The sequence below is a fragment of the Rhizobium lentis genome, from assembly GCF_014200175.1.
GTDB classification, from domain to species: domain Bacteria; phylum Pseudomonadota; class Alphaproteobacteria; order Rhizobiales; family Rhizobiaceae; genus Rhizobium; species Rhizobium mulingense.
The window spans coordinates 67,474-86,805 of record NZ_JACHBD010000002.1 but is presented as its reverse complement, the minus strand read 5'-3'; the positions used below and the strand labels follow the sequence as shown (position 1 = coordinate 86,805).

The 19,332-nt window shown below is 59.8% G+C and carries 16 protein-coding genes and 2 pseudogenes; 11 read left to right on the top strand and 7 right to left on the bottom strand.

The annotated features are described in order from the left end of the window. Nucleotides 1-89 precede the first annotated feature (89 nt). Entirely contained in the window at nucleotides 90-902 is an 813-nt protein-coding gene (locus GGI60_RS06100) for a class II glutamine amidotransferase (RefSeq protein WP_183914073.1), read from the bottom strand. Between the two features lie 504 nt (nucleotides 903-1,406). Between GGI60_RS06100 and GGI60_RS06095 the strand changes: the two genes are divergently transcribed. The 4 genes from GGI60_RS06095 (at nucleotide 1,407) to GGI60_RS06080 (ending at nucleotide 5,418) form a co-directional block, all read left to right on the top strand. Beyond that, nucleotides 1,407-2,084 carry a FadR/GntR family transcriptional regulator gene (locus tag GGI60_RS06095; RefSeq protein ID WP_183914072.1) on the top strand — a complete coding sequence of 226 codons (678 nt, stop codon included), beginning with the start codon at nucleotides 1,407-1,409 and terminating at the stop codon, nucleotides 2,082-2,084. Continuing rightward, nucleotides 2,081-3,373: a CynX/NimT family MFS transporter gene (locus GGI60_RS06090; protein WP_183914070.1), complete on the top strand. Its 1,293-nt coding sequence runs from the start codon at nucleotides 2,081-2,083 to the stop codon at nucleotides 3,371-3,373. The genes GGI60_RS06095 and GGI60_RS06090 overlap by 4 nt, the downstream gene beginning before the upstream one ends. Nucleotides 3,374-3,473: 100 nt before the next feature. Further along, nucleotides 3,474-5,006 carry a S10 family peptidase gene (locus GGI60_RS06085; protein WP_183914068.1) on the top strand — a complete coding sequence of 511 codons (1,533 nt, stop codon included), beginning with the start codon at nucleotides 3,474-3,476 and terminating at the stop codon, nucleotides 5,004-5,006. A 10-nt stretch (nucleotides 5,007-5,016) separates the two neighbouring features. Further along, nucleotides 5,017-5,418, top strand: coding sequence for a GFA family protein (locus GGI60_RS06080; protein ID WP_183914066.1), 402 nt, complete (start codon nucleotides 5,017-5,019; stop codon nucleotides 5,416-5,418). Nucleotides 5,419-5,435: 17 nt separating this feature from the next. Here the strand turns inward: GGI60_RS06080 and GGI60_RS06075 are convergent, their stop codons facing one another. After that, on the bottom strand, nucleotides 5,436-7,019 hold the full coding sequence (locus tag GGI60_RS06075) for a peptide chain release factor 3 (protein ID WP_183914064.1): 1,584 nt from the start codon (nucleotides 7,017-7,019) through the stop codon (nucleotides 5,436-5,438). 90 nt (nucleotides 7,020-7,109) lie between these two features. Here GGI60_RS06075 and dut point away from each other — a divergent pair, with 90 nt between their 5' ends. The 3 genes from dut to GGI60_RS06060 all read left to right on the top strand — a co-directional run bounded on the left by dut (nucleotide 7,110) and on the right by GGI60_RS06060 (nucleotide 9,307). Continuing rightward, complete coding sequence (dut, locus tag GGI60_RS06070; protein WP_183914062.1) at nucleotides 7,110-7,580, top strand: dUTP diphosphatase; 471 nt, start codon at nucleotides 7,110-7,112, stop codon at nucleotides 7,578-7,580. Nucleotides 7,581-7,615: 35 nt separating this feature from the next. Further along, nucleotides 7,616-8,422: a hypothetical protein gene (locus GGI60_RS06065; RefSeq protein WP_246720326.1), complete on the top strand. Its 807-nt coding sequence runs from the start codon at nucleotides 7,616-7,618 to the stop codon at nucleotides 8,420-8,422. A gap of 114 nt (nucleotides 8,423-8,536) precedes the next feature. Further along, the gene (locus GGI60_RS06060) at nucleotides 8,537-9,307 is read left to right on the top strand and encodes a hypothetical protein (protein ID WP_183914060.1); all 771 of its coding nucleotides are present in this window, start codon (nucleotides 8,537-8,539) and stop codon (nucleotides 9,305-9,307) included. 86 nt (nucleotides 9,308-9,393) lie between these two features. Here GGI60_RS06060 and GGI60_RS06055 read toward each other — a convergent pair whose 3' ends face one another. Then, on the bottom strand, nucleotides 9,394-9,858 hold the full coding sequence (locus GGI60_RS06055) for an Lrp/AsnC family transcriptional regulator (RefSeq protein ID WP_183914059.1): 465 nt from the start codon (nucleotides 9,856-9,858) through the stop codon (nucleotides 9,394-9,396). Between the two features lie 111 nt (nucleotides 9,859-9,969). Between GGI60_RS06055 and GGI60_RS06050 the strand changes: the two genes are divergently transcribed. From GGI60_RS06050 to cysK, 3 genes are all read left to right on the top strand, one after another. Next, on the top strand, nucleotides 9,970-10,869 hold the full coding sequence (locus tag GGI60_RS06050) for a DMT family transporter (protein ID WP_183914057.1): 900 nt from the start codon (nucleotides 9,970-9,972) through the stop codon (nucleotides 10,867-10,869). A 116-nt stretch (nucleotides 10,870-10,985) separates the two neighbouring features. Further along, nucleotides 10,986-11,603, top strand: coding sequence for a LysE family translocator (locus GGI60_RS06045; protein WP_097606805.1), 618 nt, complete (start codon nucleotides 10,986-10,988; stop codon nucleotides 11,601-11,603). A gap of 131 nt (nucleotides 11,604-11,734) precedes the next feature. Continuing rightward, nucleotides 11,735-12,697 carry a cysteine synthase A gene (gene cysK, locus GGI60_RS06040; RefSeq protein ID WP_064681423.1) on the top strand — a complete coding sequence of 321 codons (963 nt, stop codon included), beginning with the start codon at nucleotides 11,735-11,737 and terminating at the stop codon, nucleotides 12,695-12,697. A gap of 137 nt (nucleotides 12,698-12,834) precedes the next feature. Here cysK and GGI60_RS06035 read toward each other — a convergent pair whose 3' ends face one another. Then, on the bottom strand, nucleotides 12,835-14,367 hold the full coding sequence (locus GGI60_RS06035; RefSeq protein WP_183914055.1) for a YifB family Mg chelatase-like AAA ATPase: 1,533 nt from the start codon (nucleotides 14,365-14,367) through the stop codon (nucleotides 12,835-12,837). A 171-nt stretch (nucleotides 14,368-14,538) separates the two neighbouring features. Next, nucleotides 14,539-14,748 (bottom strand): annotated as a pseudogene (locus tag GGI60_RS06030) (glutathione synthase); the annotation flags it as partial. 348 nt (nucleotides 14,749-15,096) lie between these two features. On the opposite strand from GGI60_RS06030, the gene GGI60_RS06025 reads away from it, so the two are divergent. After that, nucleotides 15,097-18,090, top strand: coding sequence for an NACHT domain-containing protein (locus tag GGI60_RS06025; protein ID WP_183914053.1), 2,994 nt, complete (start codon nucleotides 15,097-15,099; stop codon nucleotides 18,088-18,090). Between the two features lie 42 nt (nucleotides 18,091-18,132). Here GGI60_RS06025 and GGI60_RS06020 read toward each other — a convergent pair. Next, nucleotides 18,133-18,257, bottom strand: a pseudogene (locus GGI60_RS06020) (integrase core domain-containing protein); the annotation flags it as partial. Between the two features lie 76 nt (nucleotides 18,258-18,333). Continuing rightward, nucleotides 18,334-19,281, bottom strand: coding sequence for a glutathione synthase (gene gshB, locus GGI60_RS06015; protein ID WP_183914051.1), 948 nt, complete (start codon nucleotides 19,279-19,281; stop codon nucleotides 18,334-18,336). Nucleotides 19,282-19,332 lie beyond the last annotated feature (51 nt).

Here is a 19,332-nt window from a genome sequence, read left to right as displayed (position 1 = left end):
CATGCGTGAAAACAAAGACCTAAAGCGGTGACAAGCTGATCTGAACGATCGCGGACGCTTTGAAAATCGCTTTCGATTTTCGACGAAGATTATGCGGAGACGGCCAAAGGCTGCAGCTTGGCGACGCTCCGATTTTCCGGACAGAAATCGGCGACGTTGATACCGTTTTTGCCGACGGTGACGGCGCTGCCATCGGGAATTTCCGCCCAGGCATCGACATCGTCGTTCAACGGCTCGGAGACGAGGCAATAGCCGGCGCCGACCGGCGAGGCATAAAGCGTCGGGGCCTTGCGATCCGTGGCATATCGGATCGCATAGAGCGTATTGCCGTCGGAGAAGGCGGCGGTAAAACGCAGCAGTATCGAGCCGATGATGTTTTCGGCCAGGTCTTCGACGAAGCCGACCATAGCAGCCATCGCGGTGATCGGCGCCTCGCGCAGGCCGAACTGCAGCGCCAGCAGGAACATCAGCTCGGAATCGGTCGTGCCGCTGCGGACATTGAACAATTCGTCGTCGAGCGTCGCCTCCATCGGCCGGCGCAGGCGCTCGAAGCCCGAAATCTGACCGTTATGCATGAAGGACCAGGTGTCGTGGGTGAAGGGGTGGCAGTTGTCGCGGCGCGTGCCGCCACCCGTGGCGGCGCGGACATGGGCGAGAAAGAGCGGCGAACGGATCTGCCGCGCCAGGCTCTTCAGATTGCAGTCCGACCATGCCGGCAGGATATCGCGGTAGCGCCCGGGCTCGGGCCTGTCGCCATACCAGGCGATGCCGAAGCCATCGCCATTGGTCGACGTCTTGGCGCGTGTGGCGCAATGGGACTGCTCGATCAGCGAATGGGCGGGCGAGGATACCAGCTCCTCGAGATAGAGAGGGTCTCCGCGATAGGCTGCCCAGCGACACATGGCTTTTGCTCCGGGACCCGCCGCCGCTTCGGCGGGAATGCTGAAATTGTCGAACGTCAAGGCTAATAACAGCTTAACGTGCGGCGGGCTTGCAAGCGCAAGATGACGGTTTCGTGGCACCCGGCGCCTTCAAATTCAGCAAAGCTCTGTGTTTTTTTGTGAACGGTCAGATCCGCCGAGGCCGGGCACAGACGGGGATTTCTACTTGCATCTCGAAAGAATCGGCCTACCTTGGGTCTATCAGCAACAGAACGAAAGGAAGGTGATCCAATGTCTAATGAGATTTCGGACCTCGTAACGGGCATGGAAGTGGTGATGAAAGCGAGGCAGCCCTCGCTCTAAGACCCGCCTTCCTGGGGCTGCATTGACAGTCCAGGCCAGTTCGAGGCCAAACTCATGGAAAGGGTCGCTGAGGCGGCCCTTTTTTATTGCCCGGATTTTGCTTTGACGAGAAGGAGAAAGTCCACTACTCATAAAGTCATCCGATGACTTTATGAGTGTTCTATGCGGGCGATCAGCAGGACAAATCTCGCCGATGCGGCAATCGAGGCGATCCGCGGCGACATTCTCGGCAAACGCTGGGCGGTCGGCGATAAATTGCCGAATGAAGCCTCGCTGTCGGCCATGCTGTCGGTCAGCCGCGGCACGGTGCGCGAGGCCGTACGCGTTCTCGTCTCCCAGGGCTATCTCGAAACGCGGCAAGGGTCGGGCACCTATGTGCGCTCGACCAGCGATGCCGGCCGGCCGCTGACGATGGCGCGGCGCGCCAGCCTGCGAGACCAGTTCGAGGCGCGCCTGGCGCTCGACGTCGAGGCCGCCCGGCTGACGGCGATCCGCAAGACGCCGGAGACGGTAACGGAGCTTCGCCGGCTGCTTGCCGAGCGCGGCACCTACGACGGCGGCGACAAGGCCGGCTTCATCGAGCGCGACCTCGCCTTCCATAAGGCTGTCATCGCCGCGTCGGGCAACCGGGCGATGGTCGAGATCTACGATTTCTTCTCGGCCTCGATCGCCGAGACCATCGCGGCTACGCTGGGGAGCGATATTCCCGAACCGGATATGCAGGCGCATGCCGATATCGTCGACGCGATCGAAACCGGCGATCCCGACAAGGCGGATGCGGCGGTGCGCCGCTTCATGGCGCCGGTTCTCGCCGCCCTTGAGCGGATGATCCTGTCATGAATGCGCCTTCCAACGATCTCACCGCCATGCTCGACCCGGCCGACGAACTGCTTATAGACGCCGAGGCCGGCAGCCTGCCGCCGCCGCAGCCGACACCGGTGAGTGGTGCCGCGGATCGATTTCTGCTCGGCGCCAGCCTCGTGCTCATCGCCTTCAACCTGCGGCCGGTCTTTTCAAGTGCCTCGGCGCTTCTGCCGGAAATCCGCTCGGAACTTGGTCTCACAGCACTCGGCGCCAGCCTGTTGACAACGCTGCCGGTCGTCTGCCTCGGCGCCTTCTCGCCGCTGGCGCCGCGCCTTGCCCAGCGCTTCGGTTCGGAGCGTACGCTGCTCGGCGTCCTCCTCCTCCTGGCACTTGGCACTGCATTGCGCGGGTTTTCCTCTGTGCCGCTGCTCTTCATCGGCACGGCGCTCGCCGGCGCCTGCATTGCCGTCGGCAACGTGCTGCTGCCGGGGCTGGTCAAACGGGATTTCGCCACGCGCACAGCGCTGATGACCGGCTTCTACACGATGGCGCTCTGCGCAGGTGCGGCAAGTGCCGCCGGGCTGACACTGCCGCTCGAGCACGCGCTCGGCGGCTCGCTTGCGGGTGCGCTCGCCATCTGGGCGCTGCCGGCGCTCGCCGTCGGCCTGATCTGGCTGCCGCACGTTCTGCGCAGCAGCGGCTACGCAAGACGAAACGGAACCGACGTCAAAGGCCTCTGGCGGGACCGGCTTGCCTGGCAGGTGACGCTCTTCATGGGCCTGCAATCGGCGCTCGCCTATTGCGTCTTCGGCTGGCTGGTTCCGATCCTGCGCGAACGCGGGCTGGACGGCGTCACCGCCGGGGTGATCGTTTCACTGTCGGTGATGGTGCAGGCCGCATCCTGCCTTGTTGTGCCGCATATCGCCGTGCGCGGCCGCGATCAGCGGCTGATCAATGCCAGCCTCTGCGGCGTCGCCGTCGTCGCTCTGCTCGGCCTGCTCTTCGCGCCGCTGTCGACGGTCTGGCTCTGGGCTTTGCTGCAGGGCATCGGCCAGGGCGGGCTGATCGCGGCGGCGATGACGACGATCGTGCTGCGCTCGCGCGATCCCGATGTCGCCGCCCATCTTTCCGGCATGGCGCAATGCGTCGGTTATCTCCTTGCCGCCATCGGCCCGCTCATTGTCGGCCTCATTCGCGGCTGGACCGGCAGCTTTTCCTGGTGCGCGCTTCTCTTCGTCGCGCTCGGGCTCGCGGCCGCGATCAACGGTTGGAAGGCCGGCCGGCCGCTGGAGGTACATGTGCGTGGGATCGGGAAGGCATCCTGAGCCGCTTGCTCACTGGCCCATCACCATCTCTTGATGCCGATCGCCTGCCGCGGATGCTACGCTATCTCAACCCGCATTCCGCACCGCCGGAGGAGACATTTTGCGTATACAGCCCCTGTTTCTGCTGGCCGCGCTTGCAGCGTCGCTGGTCCCTGCCCTTTCTCCCGCACAGGAAAGCGGTCAACCGAAGGCGAATGTCGAGGGCAGCGTGCGCGACGGCGTGCTGAAGCTGCTGCCGGCCGATTCCGTCACCGAACACGAACTGACGATCGGCGGCCGGAAGATCGCCTATACCGCCACCGCCGGCACGCTCGATCTCTTCGGCCAGGACGGCGCCCGGACCGGCGCGATCTTCTACACCGCCTATGTCGCGAAAGACGCCGGAGCCGACCGGCCGTTGACCTTTGCCTTCAATGGCGGGCCGGGGGCGGCTTCCGCCTTCCTGCATCTCGGGCTGGTCGGACCGAAGGTGCTCGATTTCGGACCTCAGGGACGCGACGGCGCCAATGCGAAGCTGGTCGATAATCCCCAAAGCTGGCTCGATTTCACCGATCTCGTGCTGATCGATCCGATCGGCACCGGCTGGAGCCGGACGGTCAAGGCCGACGACGCTTCCAACTATTACAACGTCAACTCCGACGCCCAGAGCATCGCCAAGGCGATCGCGCTCTATGTCGCGCACAACAACCGTTCCAACTCGCCGAAATATTTGCTCGGCGAAAGTTATGGCGGCTTCCGCGCCGCCAAGGTCGCGTCGCTTCTGCAGGAAAGCCAGGGCATCGTCGTCGCCGGTGCGGTGATGCTATCGCCCCTGCTCGAAGGCCAGTTGATGTTCAATGCCGATCAGTTCGCGCTCGGCGCGGCACTCGAGCTGCCGTCGCTGGCAGCAGCCGAACTCGACCGGCGCAATGCCTTCGACGAAGAGAAGCAGCGCGAGGCCGAGAGCTTCGCGCTCGGCGATTATCTGAAGACGCTCGCCGGGCCGCCGCCGACCGGCGCTAATGCCGCCGCCTTCTATGGCAGGATTGCTGGACTGACGGGTATCCCTAAGGATATCGTTACACGCAACCGCGGCTTCCTCGGCAACTCCTTCGTCAAACATTCGGACGGCGGCAGCGGTGAAGTAATGAGCCCCTACGACGCTTCCTTTGCCGCACCCGATCCCTATCCGGAATCGGACTACGACCGTGGCGACGATGCCATTCTCGACGGCTTCACCCGCGCCTATGGCGGCGCTTTTGCCGACTATGCCCGCAACGAGCTCGGCTTCAAAACCGAGATGACCTATTCGCTGCTCGACAGCGATATCAGCCGGCGCTGGGAATGGGGCGGTGGGCGCGGCGGCGGATCGCGAGCGCAGGTCAGCGCTACCGACGACATCCGACAGCTACTTGCCGCGAACTCGGCATTCCATCTTTTGATCGCCCATGGCTACAGCGATCTGGTGACGCCTTACGGCGTCAGCCGCTACGTGGTCGACCACCTGCCGCCGTCGCTCGCCGGCGGCCGCGTCGGACTGAAACTCTATCGCGGCGGGCATATGTTCTATACCAAAGCCGATCAACGGGCCGCCTTCACGGCGGATGCCAAGGCCTTTTATGCCAAGCGGCCGGCGGCCTCGCCGGCAGATTGAGGACTTGCCGATGCATATCACCGGAGGATGCCATTGCGGCGCGGTCCGCTATCAAGCGGAGATCGACGCGGAGCGGGTTTCGATCTGCCATTGCACCGATTGCCAGCGGCTGACGGGTTCGGCCTATCGCGTCACCGCCCCGGTGCGATCGGAACGCTTCACGCTGAAATCGGGTGAACCGCGCGAATATAGCAAATATGGCGAGAGCGGCGGCCTCAGCCGGCAGTTCTTCTGCGCAAACTGCGGATCTCCGCTCTACCGCACCGATGAAAAAGGCAGCGCGATCGGCATCCGTCTCGGCAGCATCGACCAGCGGCGGGAACTGGCGCCGAAGAAACAGATATGGTGCCGTTCAGCCTTGCCCTGGGTGGACAATATCGGACCGTTGCCGCGGTTCGATCGCGAGGGCTAGCCTGGGGTCCGAAGCCATCACGCCGCCTTGGCGGCGTGATACTCCTTGATCGCGACCATCTTGATTGCCGGATAGCGCTCCGCCTCATAACGCAGCGAGAAGGCATCCTGGGCGAGGAAGACGGGATCGCCGTCGAGATCGCGGGCGATATCGCCGCGTTTGACAGTCAGGAATTTTTCGAGATCGGCCGATTGATCGGCGGATATCCAGCGGCAGACCGAGAAGCGCGACATTTCGAAGGAGACCGGCAGGCCGTATTCGGCCATCAGCCGCTCCTTCAGCACGTCGAGCTGCAGGGCGCCGACGACGCCGACGATTGCCGGCGAGCCGTCTTCCGGCGAGAACAGCTGGACGACGCCTTCCTCGGCCATCTGCTGCAAGGCTTCCTTGAGCTTCTTCGCCTTCATCGCGTCTTCGAGGCGCACGCGGCGCAGAATTTCCGGCGAGAAGTTCGGCACGCCCTGGAAGACCAGCGATTCGCCTTCGGTCAGCGTGTCGCCAATGCGCAACGTTCCGTGATTGGGGATGCCCACCACATCGCCGGCATAGGCGGTGTCGGCGAGCTGACGCTGCGAGGCGAAGAAGAATTGCGGTGCCGTCAGGCCGAGCTGCTTGCCGGTGCGGGCAAGCCGCGCCTTCATGCCGCGTTCGAGCCTGCCGGAGCAGATCCGCGCAAAGGCGATGCGGTCGCGGTGGTTGGGATCCATATTGGCCTGGATCTTGAAGACGAAGGCCGTCATCTTGTCGTCGGTCGCGTGCACCGTCCTGGTATCGGCGACCTGGTCGCGCGGCGGCGGCGCGAACTCGCCGAGCGCGTTGATCAGGTCGCGAACGCCGAAATTGCGCAGCGCCGAGCCGAAGAAGACCGGCGTCATATGGCCTTCGAGGAAGGAGTCGCGATCGAAGGGGCGGCAGGCCTCGATGGCCAGCTCGGTCTCGTCGATGAAGGCCTGGCGCTCGTTTTCCGGCAGCCTGTCGGCGACCGTCCGCGGACCATTGACCGGCGTCGTCTCGACTTCGGTGTCGGAACCGCGGGCGGTGCTGTTGGCCAGATGATAGGAGCCGCAGAAGGTCTTCGAGCGGCCGATCGGCCAGGTGATCGGCGCCGTATCCAGCGCCAGCTTCTCCTCGACCTCGTCGAGGATCTCGAAGGGATCGCGGCTTTCACGGTCCATCTTGTTGATGAAGGTGATGATCGGGATATCGCGCATGCGGCAGACTTCGAAGAGCTTCAGCGTGCGCGGCTCGATGCCCTTGGCGGCATCGATGACCATGACGGCGGCATCGACGGCGGTCAGGGTGCGATAGGTGTCGTCGGCAAAATCCTCGTGACCGGGCGTGTCGAGGATATTGAAGACATTGTCGTTATATTCGAAGGTCATCACCGAGGTGACGACGGAGATGCCGCGCTCGCGCTCGATCTTCATCCAGTCGGAGCGCGTCTGCATGCGGTCCTTCTTCGCCTTGACTTCGCCGGCAAGCTGAATGGCGCCGCCGAAAAGCAACAGCTTTTCGGTAAGCGTCGTCTTGCCCGCGTCCGGGTGGGCGATAATAGCGAATGTGCGGCGGCGGGAGACCGCCTCGGCGAGACTTTCGGCCATACTATGAATCCTGTGGAATTGCCGCGTATCTAACGATTAAAGCCCGGCTTTGCAATTGACCTCGACGCTGCGGGCGCAAAGTAATGGGCTATGACCATTCATCACGACACGCGCCCGACGCTGAACGTCATCCGCCTAGCCAACGGCGAAGGCCTTGACCTGCCCGCCTATGAAAGCAAGGGAGCGGCCGGCATGGACCTGCGCGCCGCCGTCGACGCGGATGCGCCGCTGACGCTTCTGCCCGGCAAACGGGCGCTGGTGCCGACCGGCTTCATCTTCGAAATCCCCGAGGGTTTCGAAGGCCAGGTGCGGCCGCGCTCCGGCCTCGCCTTCAAGTACGGCATGACCTGCCTCAATTCGCCCGGCACTGTCGACAGCGACTATCGCGGCGAGGTGAAGGTGCTGCTCGTCAATCTCGGCGAAGAGACCTTCATCGTCGAGCGCGGCATGCGCATCGCCCAGATGGTGATCGCGCCGGTAACGCAGGCGCGGATTGCCGAGATCGCCGAGGCGAGCGAAACCGCGCGCGGCGCCGGCGGCTTCGGCTCCACCGGCGTGTGATCGACGGCTCGAACAGTGAAGCAACCGAACGATTGATGAGCAGCGTTGTGGGGACGCTTATGCTATTCAAGAGAGCGCCATGGGGCGTGGTTATGGGTCTGGCGGCAGCGCTGATTGCGGCGCCGGCGCTTGCGATCGATTCAACAAAGCTCCAGTCGATTCGCTCATCTTTATCTGCGGAACAGATCGTCGCATTTGCCATGGCGAAATCGACAGTGCCGATTCTCGACATCGACAAAACCATCGAGATGAACGTCGTCCTCAATGCGAAAGGCATGGAGAAGAGCGATATTCAATCCTTTCAGATTGAGCTTTTGCGCGTTTTCTCTGCGATCAGCGCTTACGCGGAGATCAGCATCAATCTCAATGCCAGTCGATCCATAGATTACTCGTCTGCTGTGCCATATGTGCCTTTCGGTGATCAAAACCAGCCGCCGAATACTCAGACACTCGACGCATTCATCGATCGTGATGCGCTGGAACTGGCAAAATTGGGCCAAATAGCAGTTCACGATGTAGCCACGCTCCGAAGCAAGCCGGATACATCGACATGCTATCACGAGAGCGGAATCGGAAACCCGGTTATCAATGTGCTCGTGGACCGCGACATCAATCCGGTGGGCTGTCTTTATGGTGTTCTACTACAATCGGTCGGAGTTACGGATGCTTTTCGCCGAGATGCTGCGACTTTCAATCCCGGAAGAATTCCCGGTTTCAGAATTAACGCTGAAATGGCGGCAGCATATGCCATTCGCGAATGCCGATCTCTCATCGACAAAAAAGTTCAGTTCGAAAAGTGCCTGAGACAAGTTCTCGATGATGGTAAGTCGGTACCGCGTTGACCAACGCCGTCAGCGGCGGCAGGCGGCGCTTGACCGACGTGTGATCAGCAGTTCAAACATTCAAGCTAATAATGGGTTGATCAGCGGCGGGAGCGGTGTTTGTTGGAGGCGCTTATGTCATTTAGGAAAGCGCCATGGCGCGTGATTGCGGGACTAGCCACAGCGCTGATTGCGACACCGACGCTTGCGATCGATTCAACAAAGCTTCAGTCGATTCGCTCATCATTGTCATTGGAAGAGGTCGTCGCGTTTGCCGTTTCGAAATCGACAGCGCCGATTCTCGACATCGACAATCCAATCGACGTGAACATAATTATCAATGTGAAGGGCATGGAGAGGAGCGATATTCAAGCTTTGCAGCTAGAGTTTTTCCGCGTGTTTTTTGGGCTGATGGCTTACGCAGACGTTCGTCTCAATTTCAACGCCAGCCAGTCGATAGATTACTCAGTTGGAGCGCCATATGCCCCTTTCGGTGATCAGAACCAGTCGTCAAACGCCCAGACCGTCGAAGTGTTCGTTGATCGTGATGCGCTCAAGCTGGCAAAATTGGGCCAGATAGCAGTGCACGATATAGACACGCTTCGAAGCAAGCCGGACACATTAGAATGCTACCATGAGCGCCGAAAAGGATACCCGGTTGTCAATGTCGTCATCGACCGCGATATCAATCCGGTAGGCTGCCTATACACAGTCCTGCTACAGTCGGTCGGGATTAAGGGACCCTTCGGCGGGGTTGCAGCAACATATCGCGCCGGGGACGTTCCCGGCTTCAGACGCAATGCCGAAATGGCGGCAGCATATGCCATTCGTGAGTGCCGGTCTGTCGTCGATATAAAGGATCAGCTTGAGAAATGCCTGAGAGGAGTTATCAAGGAAGGGAACTAAGGACCGCGGATTGGCCGATGCCGCCTCGGGTTCCCGCGCGAGCCGCCTTCGATGGCGAATTTCTAGAGCTCCTGTTCAGCCAAGACCTACCTTTTCCGTGACAGCGGCGGCAGCCGGCGCTTGACGGGGGAGGCTTTGATCATCGCCGTGTTGGTCTCCGCACGTTCGGCGACCCTGTCCAGGAGGCCGTCAAGTTCCGCCATCGAGCGGATGACCAGGCGGGCGATAAAACAATCCTCGCCGGTCACCTTGTCGCATTCGACGATTTCGGGAATTTCCTGGATGAGGCGCTCGACGATGTGCAACTGCCCCGGCAGCGGACGCACGCGGACGATGGCCTGCAGGGGATAGCCGACGGCGGCAGGATCGAGATCGATGGTGAAGGCCTTGATGACGCCGCGCTCCTCCAGCCGGCGCAGACGCTCGGCAGCGCTCGGCGAGGAGAGCCTCACCTGCTGTGCCAGCTCCTTCAGCGAGATCCGGGCATTGCCGGCCAGCGCTTCGAGAATGGCCTGATCGATCTCATCAAGCGCCTGGGCATCGTTAGGCATGACCGCTTCTTTCCCTTTTATTATTAGGCCGCAGCGAGGAACTTCATCTTTATCCTTATATAATTTCGCTTGTCGCCGCAATATTATCATCTCAGCAAAACGGAGGCGATCATGAGCGGCGATATCAAAAGAGGCACGGCGGAAATGACGGCAGCGATGCTGATCTCGGGGACGATCGGCTGGTTCGTCGTCATGTCGGGCCAGCCGGTCAGCGGCGTGGTTTTCTGGCGCTGCCTGTTCGGCGCGCTCACCCTGCTTGTCATCTGCGGCGCCCTCGGGCTGCTGCGGCCAGGCATCCTCACGCTGCGCACCTTCGCCATCGCCGTCTTCGGCGGCATCGCCATCGTCGTCAACTGGCTGCTGCTGTTTGCCTCCTACTCGCATGCGACGATCTCAATCGCCACCACCGTCTACAACACCCAACCCTTCATGCTGCTTGTGCTCGGCGCGCTGTTTCTCGGCGAGAAGATCACCGCCGCCAAGCTTTTCTGGCTGACGCTCGCCTTTGCCGGCATGGCTGCGATCGTCGAGGCGAAGCCTCAGGCGAGCGGCACATCGGATGGCTACGGCCTCGGCATACTGATGGCGCTGGGCGCCGCCTTCTTCTACGCGCTGGCAGCGCTTGCCGCGAAGTGGCTGAAAGGCACGCCGCCGCATCTGATCGCGCTGATCCAGGTGGCAACCGGCATGCTGATGCTGGCGCCAATGACAGATTTTTCGCAGCCGCCTCAGGATGCCGGAAGCTGGGCAATCCTCGTTTCCATTGGCGTAATCCATACCGGGCTGATGTATGTGCTGCTCTACGGCGCCATCCAGCGGCTGCCGACCCATCTGACCGGGGCCTTGTCCTTCCTCTATCCGATCGCCGCGATCCTCGTCGACCGGCTGGCCTTCGGCCACGCGCTGCAGCCGATGCAGATCGCGGGCGCCGCCATCATCCTGCTTGCCGCGGCCGGCATGAACCTCGGCTGGACGCCGCGCTGGCTGCGGCCACGAGCGCTTCAGGGCTGACGAAAGGCGGGCAGGTACACGGCGGCAGGCATTTCTTCTGGTGATGGACCCATCAACCCCGGCCGATTGATGGGAAGGGTTGGCGGATATAGAACAGTGGGAAAGAGGAGCCACACATGAGCCTTGCCGCCTTGCTTGCCTATGCCGGAGCGCTTTTCATTGCAGCCGCCATTCCCGGACCCGGGATTACCGCCATCGTCGCCCGCGCGCTCGGCTCGAATTTCCGCGAGACCTTCTTCATGGGTCTCGGCCTGGTGCTCGGCGACATGACCTACCTCACCGCGGTCATTCTCGGCCTTGCCTTCGTGGCGCAGACCTTTACCGAGGTCTTCCTCGTCATCAAGATCGCCGGTGCCCTCTATCTCGCCTATATCGCCTGGAAACTCTGGACGGCGGGGCTGCTGCCGCAGGACATCGCGGCGAAGAAATCCAGCAATATCGGCCTGTCCTTCCTCTCCGGCCTGCTGGTGACGCTCGGCAATCCGAAGACCATGCTATTCTATGTCGCGCTGGCGCCGACGCTGATCGATATCGGCAATATCAGCCTCAGCGACTATGCGATGCTGCTTGCCGTCACCTTCGTCGTGCTGATTGCCGTGCTGGTGCCCTATATGCTGCTCGCCTCGCGGGCCCGAACGATGCTGAAACAGCCGCGCGCCCTGCAGACGCTGAACCGGGTTGCGGCCGGCATCCTCGCCGGCACGGCCGCCTTCATCGCCACGCGTGCGGCCTGAAATAAACATCCGCCAAGAAACGGTTTTCAAAGCTTTTTTTCTTCACGTCCGGCTCTCCCGGCATCAACGCGGGCTGGCCTCATTCGACCTTTGCCCCTATTCTCCTTTTCGATTTCCAAAGGGAGGCACCCATGTCGCACAAGCCCGGCCGCGGCCGCATCTATTCCTCGATCACCGAGACCATCGGCAACACGCCGCTCGTGCGCTTCGACAAGCTGGCGCGGGAAAAGGGCGTGGTGGCCAACCTGATCGGCAAGCTCGAATTCTTCAATCCGATCGCCTCGGTCAAGGACCGCATCGGCGTGGCGATGATCGAAAGCCTGGAGGCGCAGGGCAGAATCACCCCCGGCAAGTCCGTGCTGATCGAGCCGACCTCCGGCAACACCGGCATCGCGCTCGCCTTTGCCGCTGCCGCCAAGGGCTACCGGCTGATCCTCACCATGCCGGAAACCATGTCGGTCGAGCGCCGCAAGATGCTGGCGCTGCTCGGCGCCGAGCTGGTGCTGACCGAGGGCGCCAAGGGCATGAAAGGCGCGATCGCCAAGGCCGAAGAGCTGGCGGAATCGCTTCCCGACGCCATCATTCCGCAGCAGTTCGAAAACCCCGCCAATCCTGAAATCCATCGCAAGACGACGGCCGAGGAAATCTGGAACGACACCGACGGCACGGTCGACATCGTCGTCTCCGGGATCGGCACCGGCGGCACGATCACCGGCGTCGGCCAGGTGCTGAAAAGCCATAAGCCCGAAATCCAGATGATCGCTGTCGAGCCCGCCGATTCCCCCATTCTCTCCGGCGGCAATCCCGGCCCGCACAAAATCCAGGGCATCGGCGCCGGCTTCGCCCCGAAGATCCTCGACACCGGCATCTATGACGAAGTCGTCACCGTGACCAACGACGAGGCCTTCGAACAAGCCCGCTTGGTCGCAAGGCTGGAAGGTGTGCCGGTCGGCATCTCCTCGGGTGCGGCACTGACCGCAGCGATCAAGGTCGGCAGCCGTCCGGAGAATGCCGGCAAGAACATCGTCGTGATCATTCCGTCCTTTGCGGAGCGTTATCTTTCGACGGCGTTGTTTGAAGGGTTGGGGAGCTGAGGCGCGAACAGTGAATAGCGAATAGGAAATAGCGAATAGGGAATTGGGAATTGGGAATTGGGAATTGGGAGCGGCATGTTTGGTGTCAGGCCAGTCCATAACTATTCGCTACTCGCTACTCGCCATTCGCCTATATCTCACGCCGCCGCCGTCAACCTCTCCCCGGCAATCCTGTAGGAAATCGCCTCAGCCAGATGCAGGCGGCCGACCGTCGGTTTGCCGTCGAGATCGGCGAGCGTGCGGGCGACCTTGAGGACGCGGTGGTAGCCGCGAGCGGAGAATTTCATTTTTTCGGCGGCGTCGCGCAGGAGCTGCAGGCCGCCGGCGTCGGGTTCGGCGAGTTTTTCGATCATGGCGGTGGAGCAGCGGGCATTGGTGCCGATGCCCTTGGCGCCGGCGGCCTCGAAGCGCTGCTGCTGGAGTTCGCGGGCGCGGGCAACGCGGCGGGCGACGTCGGCGCTCGCCTCAGCCGCCATCGGGCGGATGAGATCGGCGGCGGAGACGGCCGGCACGTCGATGCGGATATCGATGCGGTCCATCAGCGGGCCGGAGATGCGGGCCTGGTAATCGCTCATGCAGCGCGGGCCGCGGGCGCAGGTGTGGCCGGGCTCGCCGGCCATGCCGCAGCGGCAGGGGTTCATTGCGGCGATCAGCTGGAATATCGCCGGATAGGAGACGCGGTGATTGGCCCGGGCAATGACGCATTCGCCGCCTTCGAGCGGCTGGCGCAGCGCATCGAGCGCCTGCGGCGTGAATTCGGGAAATTCGTCGAGGAAAAGTACGCCGTGATGAGCGAGCGAGGCTTCGCCCGGCCGGGCGCGCAGGCCGCCGCCGACGAGGGCCGCCATGGTGGCGGAATGATGCGGGGTGCGGAAGGGCCGGCGATCGGACAGCTTGCCGCCGGTGAGCTGGCCCGCGATGGAATGGACCATCGACACCTCAAGCAGTTCGGCGGCCGAAAGCGGCGGCAGGATCGACGGCAGCCGGGCCGCCAGCATCGACTTGCCGGAGCCGGGAGGGCCGACCATCAACAGATTATGGCCGCCTGCGGCCGCCACTTCGAGCGCACGCTTGGCGCTTTCCTGGCCCTTGATCTCGGCAAGATCCGGCAGGTTGGCGGCATTGGCGCGGATCGACGCCTCCGGCCGCGACAGCACCTGGGTGCCGCGGAAATGATTGGCAAGCGCGATCAGGCTGCGGGGAGCGAGGATATTGACGTAGGCGCCGGCCCAGGCGGCCTCGGCGCCGCTTTCGGCCGGGCAGATCAGCCCCTTGCCGAGCGCATTGGCGCCGATCGCGGCCGGCAGCGCACCTGCGATGGCGGCAATCGTGCCGTCGAGATTGAGCTCGCCGACGACGACATAATCCGACAGCGCATCGGCGGGAATGGCGCCAAGTGCCGCCATCAACGCGAGCGCTATCGGCAGATCGAAATGCGAGCCTTCTTTCGGGAGGTCGGCCGGCGCCAGATTGACGGTCACCCGCTTGGCCGGCAGCGCCAGGCCGGAGGCGTGAAGGGCGGCCTGCACCCGCTCACGGCTTTCGGCCACCGCCTTGTCGGGCAGTCCGACGATCTGCATGCCGATCTTGCCGGGCGCGATCATGACCTGGACCTCGACCGGCACGCCTTCTATGCCCTGGAATGCCACCGTACTGACACGCGCAACCATATGCCCATCCCCTGCCCCAAACTCTTATACCGCCCGCAACCCTTCAGGGCCAGCGGTTGCAATCTGGCACGGGAACATGAATAAAACAAGAACGATCAAGGAACATTCTCGGATATGAATGGTGACCGGGGTTGTACCCGGTCACAGCCGGCGTCGGGCTGGAGCGCAGCCTCAGCCGCGCTTGCGCTCGATCGCATCCCAGAGCAGGGCTGCGATATCGGCAACGCCGAACTTCCTGACTTCGCAGATGCCGGTCGGCGAGGTGACGTTAATCTCGGTCATGTAATCGCCGATCACGTCGATGCCGACGAGTAGGAAGCCGCGCTCACGCAATGCCGGGCCGATGCGCTCGCAGATTTCCTTTTCGCGCGGCGTCAGCTGCTGGAATTAAATCGACGAGAGGTGGCATCTTTCATCCGCAAAGCGTCAAGAATGCTATCCGCTAAGTGAGCTTCAGCGATTAACTAACCGCTATTCCATTCAACCTTCACAATTCGCAACGAAACGGCTGCTCCAATCTCCCGGTTTTGAATTGATCGCAGCAGGTTGAGCTACGCGAATTAGAGCTCCATGACGATCAAAAATACGAGAAACTGTTCGGTTATCTTAGTGTAAATCCGGCTCAGGTCTTAAATTCTGTTAGTTGTGTGAAAAACGAAGGGTATGACCTCTTGACGACAACCCTGGCTAGCGACTTCTCTGACTTATCGATGCTGCAGGAATTCGTTGATGCCGGTTGGAACAGATATCATCGTCGGTGTATTAAGTTCAATTGTGTATGATGGCTTAAAAAGGCCGTTCAAGGGCATTACAGAAATAACCGGGAGAAGGCGCGCAATAAACCGCGCACTCTCAAATCCCTCAACCGCAGACCTACCAGACAAGTCTGAGGCTAATCGCGCTGTTAATGACGTCATACGTGTTTTGGGCAACGATCATGGCGAGTTTACTGACAACGTTGCCAACTTCCTACAAGACGTTGAGCGAAGCGTAATTCCAGATGCCTTAAAGCATTTCGCCTTTTGCGGACATACTCCAGACGACGCATTTCCCGCATTTGAACTCCTCTATAAAACGCACGAGCCCCTCCCCTTTGCATGTGAAGCACTCTTCAAAGCGTTAGATGCGTCAATTAAAATTCGTATCGACCAATCAATCGAAGAGAAGGTACTGTTTGAGGCATTAAAAACGCAACACGAGGATCTGGCTACGAGGATTACGGCTTTGTCTTCATGTTTGAGGAACGCTGCGTCAATCCAAGAGCCTATATCGTCGGAGCGATTTGAAGAGCTGCGCGAAAAAATCGCTCGGGGAATAGAGGCAGCGAACCGACAGATTAACGTGGAAACCACTCAAGGTACCCGTAAAGTCAATGTAAAAAAGCTCGTTATCGCAGCGCGCCTGCAACCACTATCGGATAAGGGGCAAATACCGGCACCTCATAGGGAGGCTCCCCCGAATGAGACACCCAGTTACGCATACTTAAATTTCCGACGTTCCTTCAATCGCGCGGTCATCTTGGGTGATCCGGGTGGTGGGAAATCGACGCTTACGCAGCTTGTGTGCTTCGATCTAGCTCGACAAATTACTCTCGCTGCGGCAAACCCGAAGTACAGCGGCTTTGATAGTCGCGACATGAAGTTGCCGCTTCGAATAATTCTACGAACATTTGAGAAAAGACAGCAGCAAAATCCCTCATACCAGATTTTCGATTATTTAATCGACGAGATACGGGTTTATTGCGATAATGATGAATTTACCGCGAAGAAACTTCTTCAACAATTACTTATATTTGGCCAAGCCGTTTTGCTTTTTGACGGACTTGACGAAGTTTTGGATGTTGGAGCAAGACGCTCCATGGCATCGCAAATAGAGCAATTTACGTCAGCTTATGCCACTTGCCCCGCGCTGGTAACCTCACGAATAGTTGGTTACGGCGACGCTCCCGTAGGTGACGATTACCAGCTCTTTACACTGGCCCGATTCAATATTGATGAAGTTAGGAAGTTCACGGAACAACTGTTAAAAGCGATATCCAACGAAAAAGCAGATATCGCAAAAGAAAAGGCTGTAGATTTCCTGGCACAAACAGAGGCTACGGCACGAGATCTGCGGGAAAACCCTCTCCTTCTGGGTTTAATGGTATACATATTCAATTCGAGGGGCGAAGTTCCGAATAGTCGACCGGAGATATACAAAGAATGCTCGGTTCTGATGTTCGAAAAATGGGACCAGAGACGAGATATCAAATTCGAATTCCCGAACGATTTCGATCTGCTCGACCTATTTGGCTATCTTGCGAGCCAAATATTTGGCAGCGCCGACACTGAAGATGGTGTTGACGAAGAATGGCTATTAGATCGTCTCAAAGCTTACTTCAACATTTGGTATCAAGATAAAGCACGGTCGTTTGCCGCTGCTAAGGTTTTGGTGAATTTTATCACCGGTAGGGCCTGGGTGATGTGCGAAATTGGCCCAGGCGTTTTCAAATTCACTCACCGTACTTTCTTAGAGTATTTTTTTGCTAAGCGAATTGAAGAGGAAGCCGGTAGCGTAACCGGGCTGATACGCGGCAATTTGTTAGACAAGATCATCAAGTCTCAATGGGATGTGGTCAACCACCTTGCCCTGCAGATTGCTACATTTCGTAGTGGTCCAAAATCCACTCAAGCGATCGAAACTCTGCTCAAAATCGGCACCGAAGAGCATTTCGCTCCGTCTGAGGAGGCAAATTTCCTCACATTTTTTGGACGGGCGCTCGATTATCTCTTGGTACCAGAAACACGACTTATTCAAGCGATTGACCACATATTCCGGCGTTGTATTCAACTCGGGGGGAACTTTAGCCTCACAGTCGGCTCTATAGTTAGCGAAGTGCTTTCCGCTACCCAAAAACGCGGGATGATTAGTCAAGAAGTAATGCGAGATATCGCGGGGCCATTGCTAGCAGGACCAGGGAGCGCCGAGCGCACATATCTTCTTTATATATTGGGAATGCGCTTTTCAGGACATAGAATTTATAGGCGTAACGTCTTTTACACTGACCTAGTCTGGCAATCGTTTCGACAAATTAGGCAAGATTGGCAAGCTGAGCAATTTAACCGAGCAGTAGATAATGCTGCCGAAGCTCGCACTTATTATTACGTTTATGGAGACAAATTCAGAGAGTTATTTTCTATACATGGGGTAGCACTGCTATTCTCGGTGTCCTCTGAGCTTATCCCCTTTGAGGTGTCACATCTGGGGTACTTGATCATACACGAAGCAGTTCGACTCCAGTCTAAAATTGGCGGACCGCGCTTTCATGATTTAGAGCTTTCCCAGGCTGACGCACGTTTTGCGTTAACGACGCTATCCGACCTCATGTATGATCGCTGGCAACAGGGTACTATTGACGAGGTTATCCCTGCATCTGCGGAGAACATAAAGTTTCCCGTATTGGACGAATTCGCGCACTACATATCCTATATTTCCGGGCGTCGAATGCCCGCTTCGTTGCGCACCACCATCTCTCGGGCGGCATTTCTTTACATCGTCCTTGCTGACGGCCATAGAAACCGTGAGCACTTTGAGCGGGTCTTTAGATCTAGGCGGACCAAGAAAACACAGAACGTACAATTTGCTTCATTACCTGAGCTTTTTGACGATAAGTTTTCTCGAGCTATCGCACAAATTAGGTCCGGACTGGCAGGGCCATTGTTTGAGGCGCCAGCCTCAGGGTGAACCTACATCCATGGAGCGCTCCCCGTTTCACCGAACAGTCGGCTAGTTTGATCTAGCCCTGATGAACTTCGAGGGGAGGCCATCTTGAGCGCGCAATGGGGATGGATTTCGTTGTAATCCTCGATCCATCCTTCGATCTGCCGGAGCGCGGTGTGGCCGTCCTGCAGCGGTGGTTTCTTTTGCCGTGTAGGCTTTACCGGGGTTGTACCCGGTCACAGCCGGCGTGGGGCTGGAGCCGCAGCCTCAGCCGCGCTTGCGCTCGATCGCATCCCAGAGCAGGCTCGCGATATCGGCGCCGCCGAACTTCCTGACCTCGCGGATGCCTGTCGGCGAGGTGACGTTGATCTCGGTCATGTAATCGCCGATCACGTCGATGCCGACGAGCAGGAAGCCGCGTTCCCTCAGCGCCGGGCCGATGCGCTCGCAGATTTCCTTTTCGCGCGGCGTCAGCTCGGTCGCCTCGGCGCGGCCGCCGACATGCATGTTGGAGCGGCTGTCATGCTCGGCCGGCACGCGGTTGATCGCGCCGGCGAACTCGCCGTCGACCAGAATGATGCGCTTGTCGCCCTTGCGCACGTCGGGCAGATATTGCTGGGCGATGAAGGGTTCGCGGAACATCTGGCCGAACATTTCGAGCAGCGAGGAGAGATTGCGGTCGTCGCGGGTGGAATGGAAGACGCCGGCGCCGCCATTGCCGTAGAGCGGCTTCAGGATGATATCGCCCATCTCGTCGCGGAAGCGGCGGATTTCCGACGGGTCCTTGGTGATCAGCGTCTTCGGCATCAGGTCGGCGAATTCGGTGACGAATATCTTCTCCGGCGAATTGCGCACCCAGGCCGGATCGTTGACGACGAGCGTCTTCGGGTGGATGCGCTCGAGCAGATGCGTCGAGGTGATATAGGCCATGTCGAAGGGCGGGTCCTGGCGCAGCAGCACGACATCCATGGTGGAGAGATCGACCCGTTCGGGCGCGCCGAGCTCAAAATGATCGCCCTTGACGTCGCGCAGCAGCATCGGCTCGACGCTGGCAAAGAGCTTGCCGTCGCGGAAACTCAGGCGTTCGGGGGTGTAATGAAAGAGCCGGTAGCCGCGCGCCTGGGCTTCCAGGCTCATGGCGAAGGTGGAATCACCTGCGATATTGATGCCGGCGACATGATCCATCTGGACCGCTACATTGGTGATCTTGGCCATTTCCGTCCCTCGCTGAATGCCGGACAGATGTAGGTCGGCCCGGTATCAAAC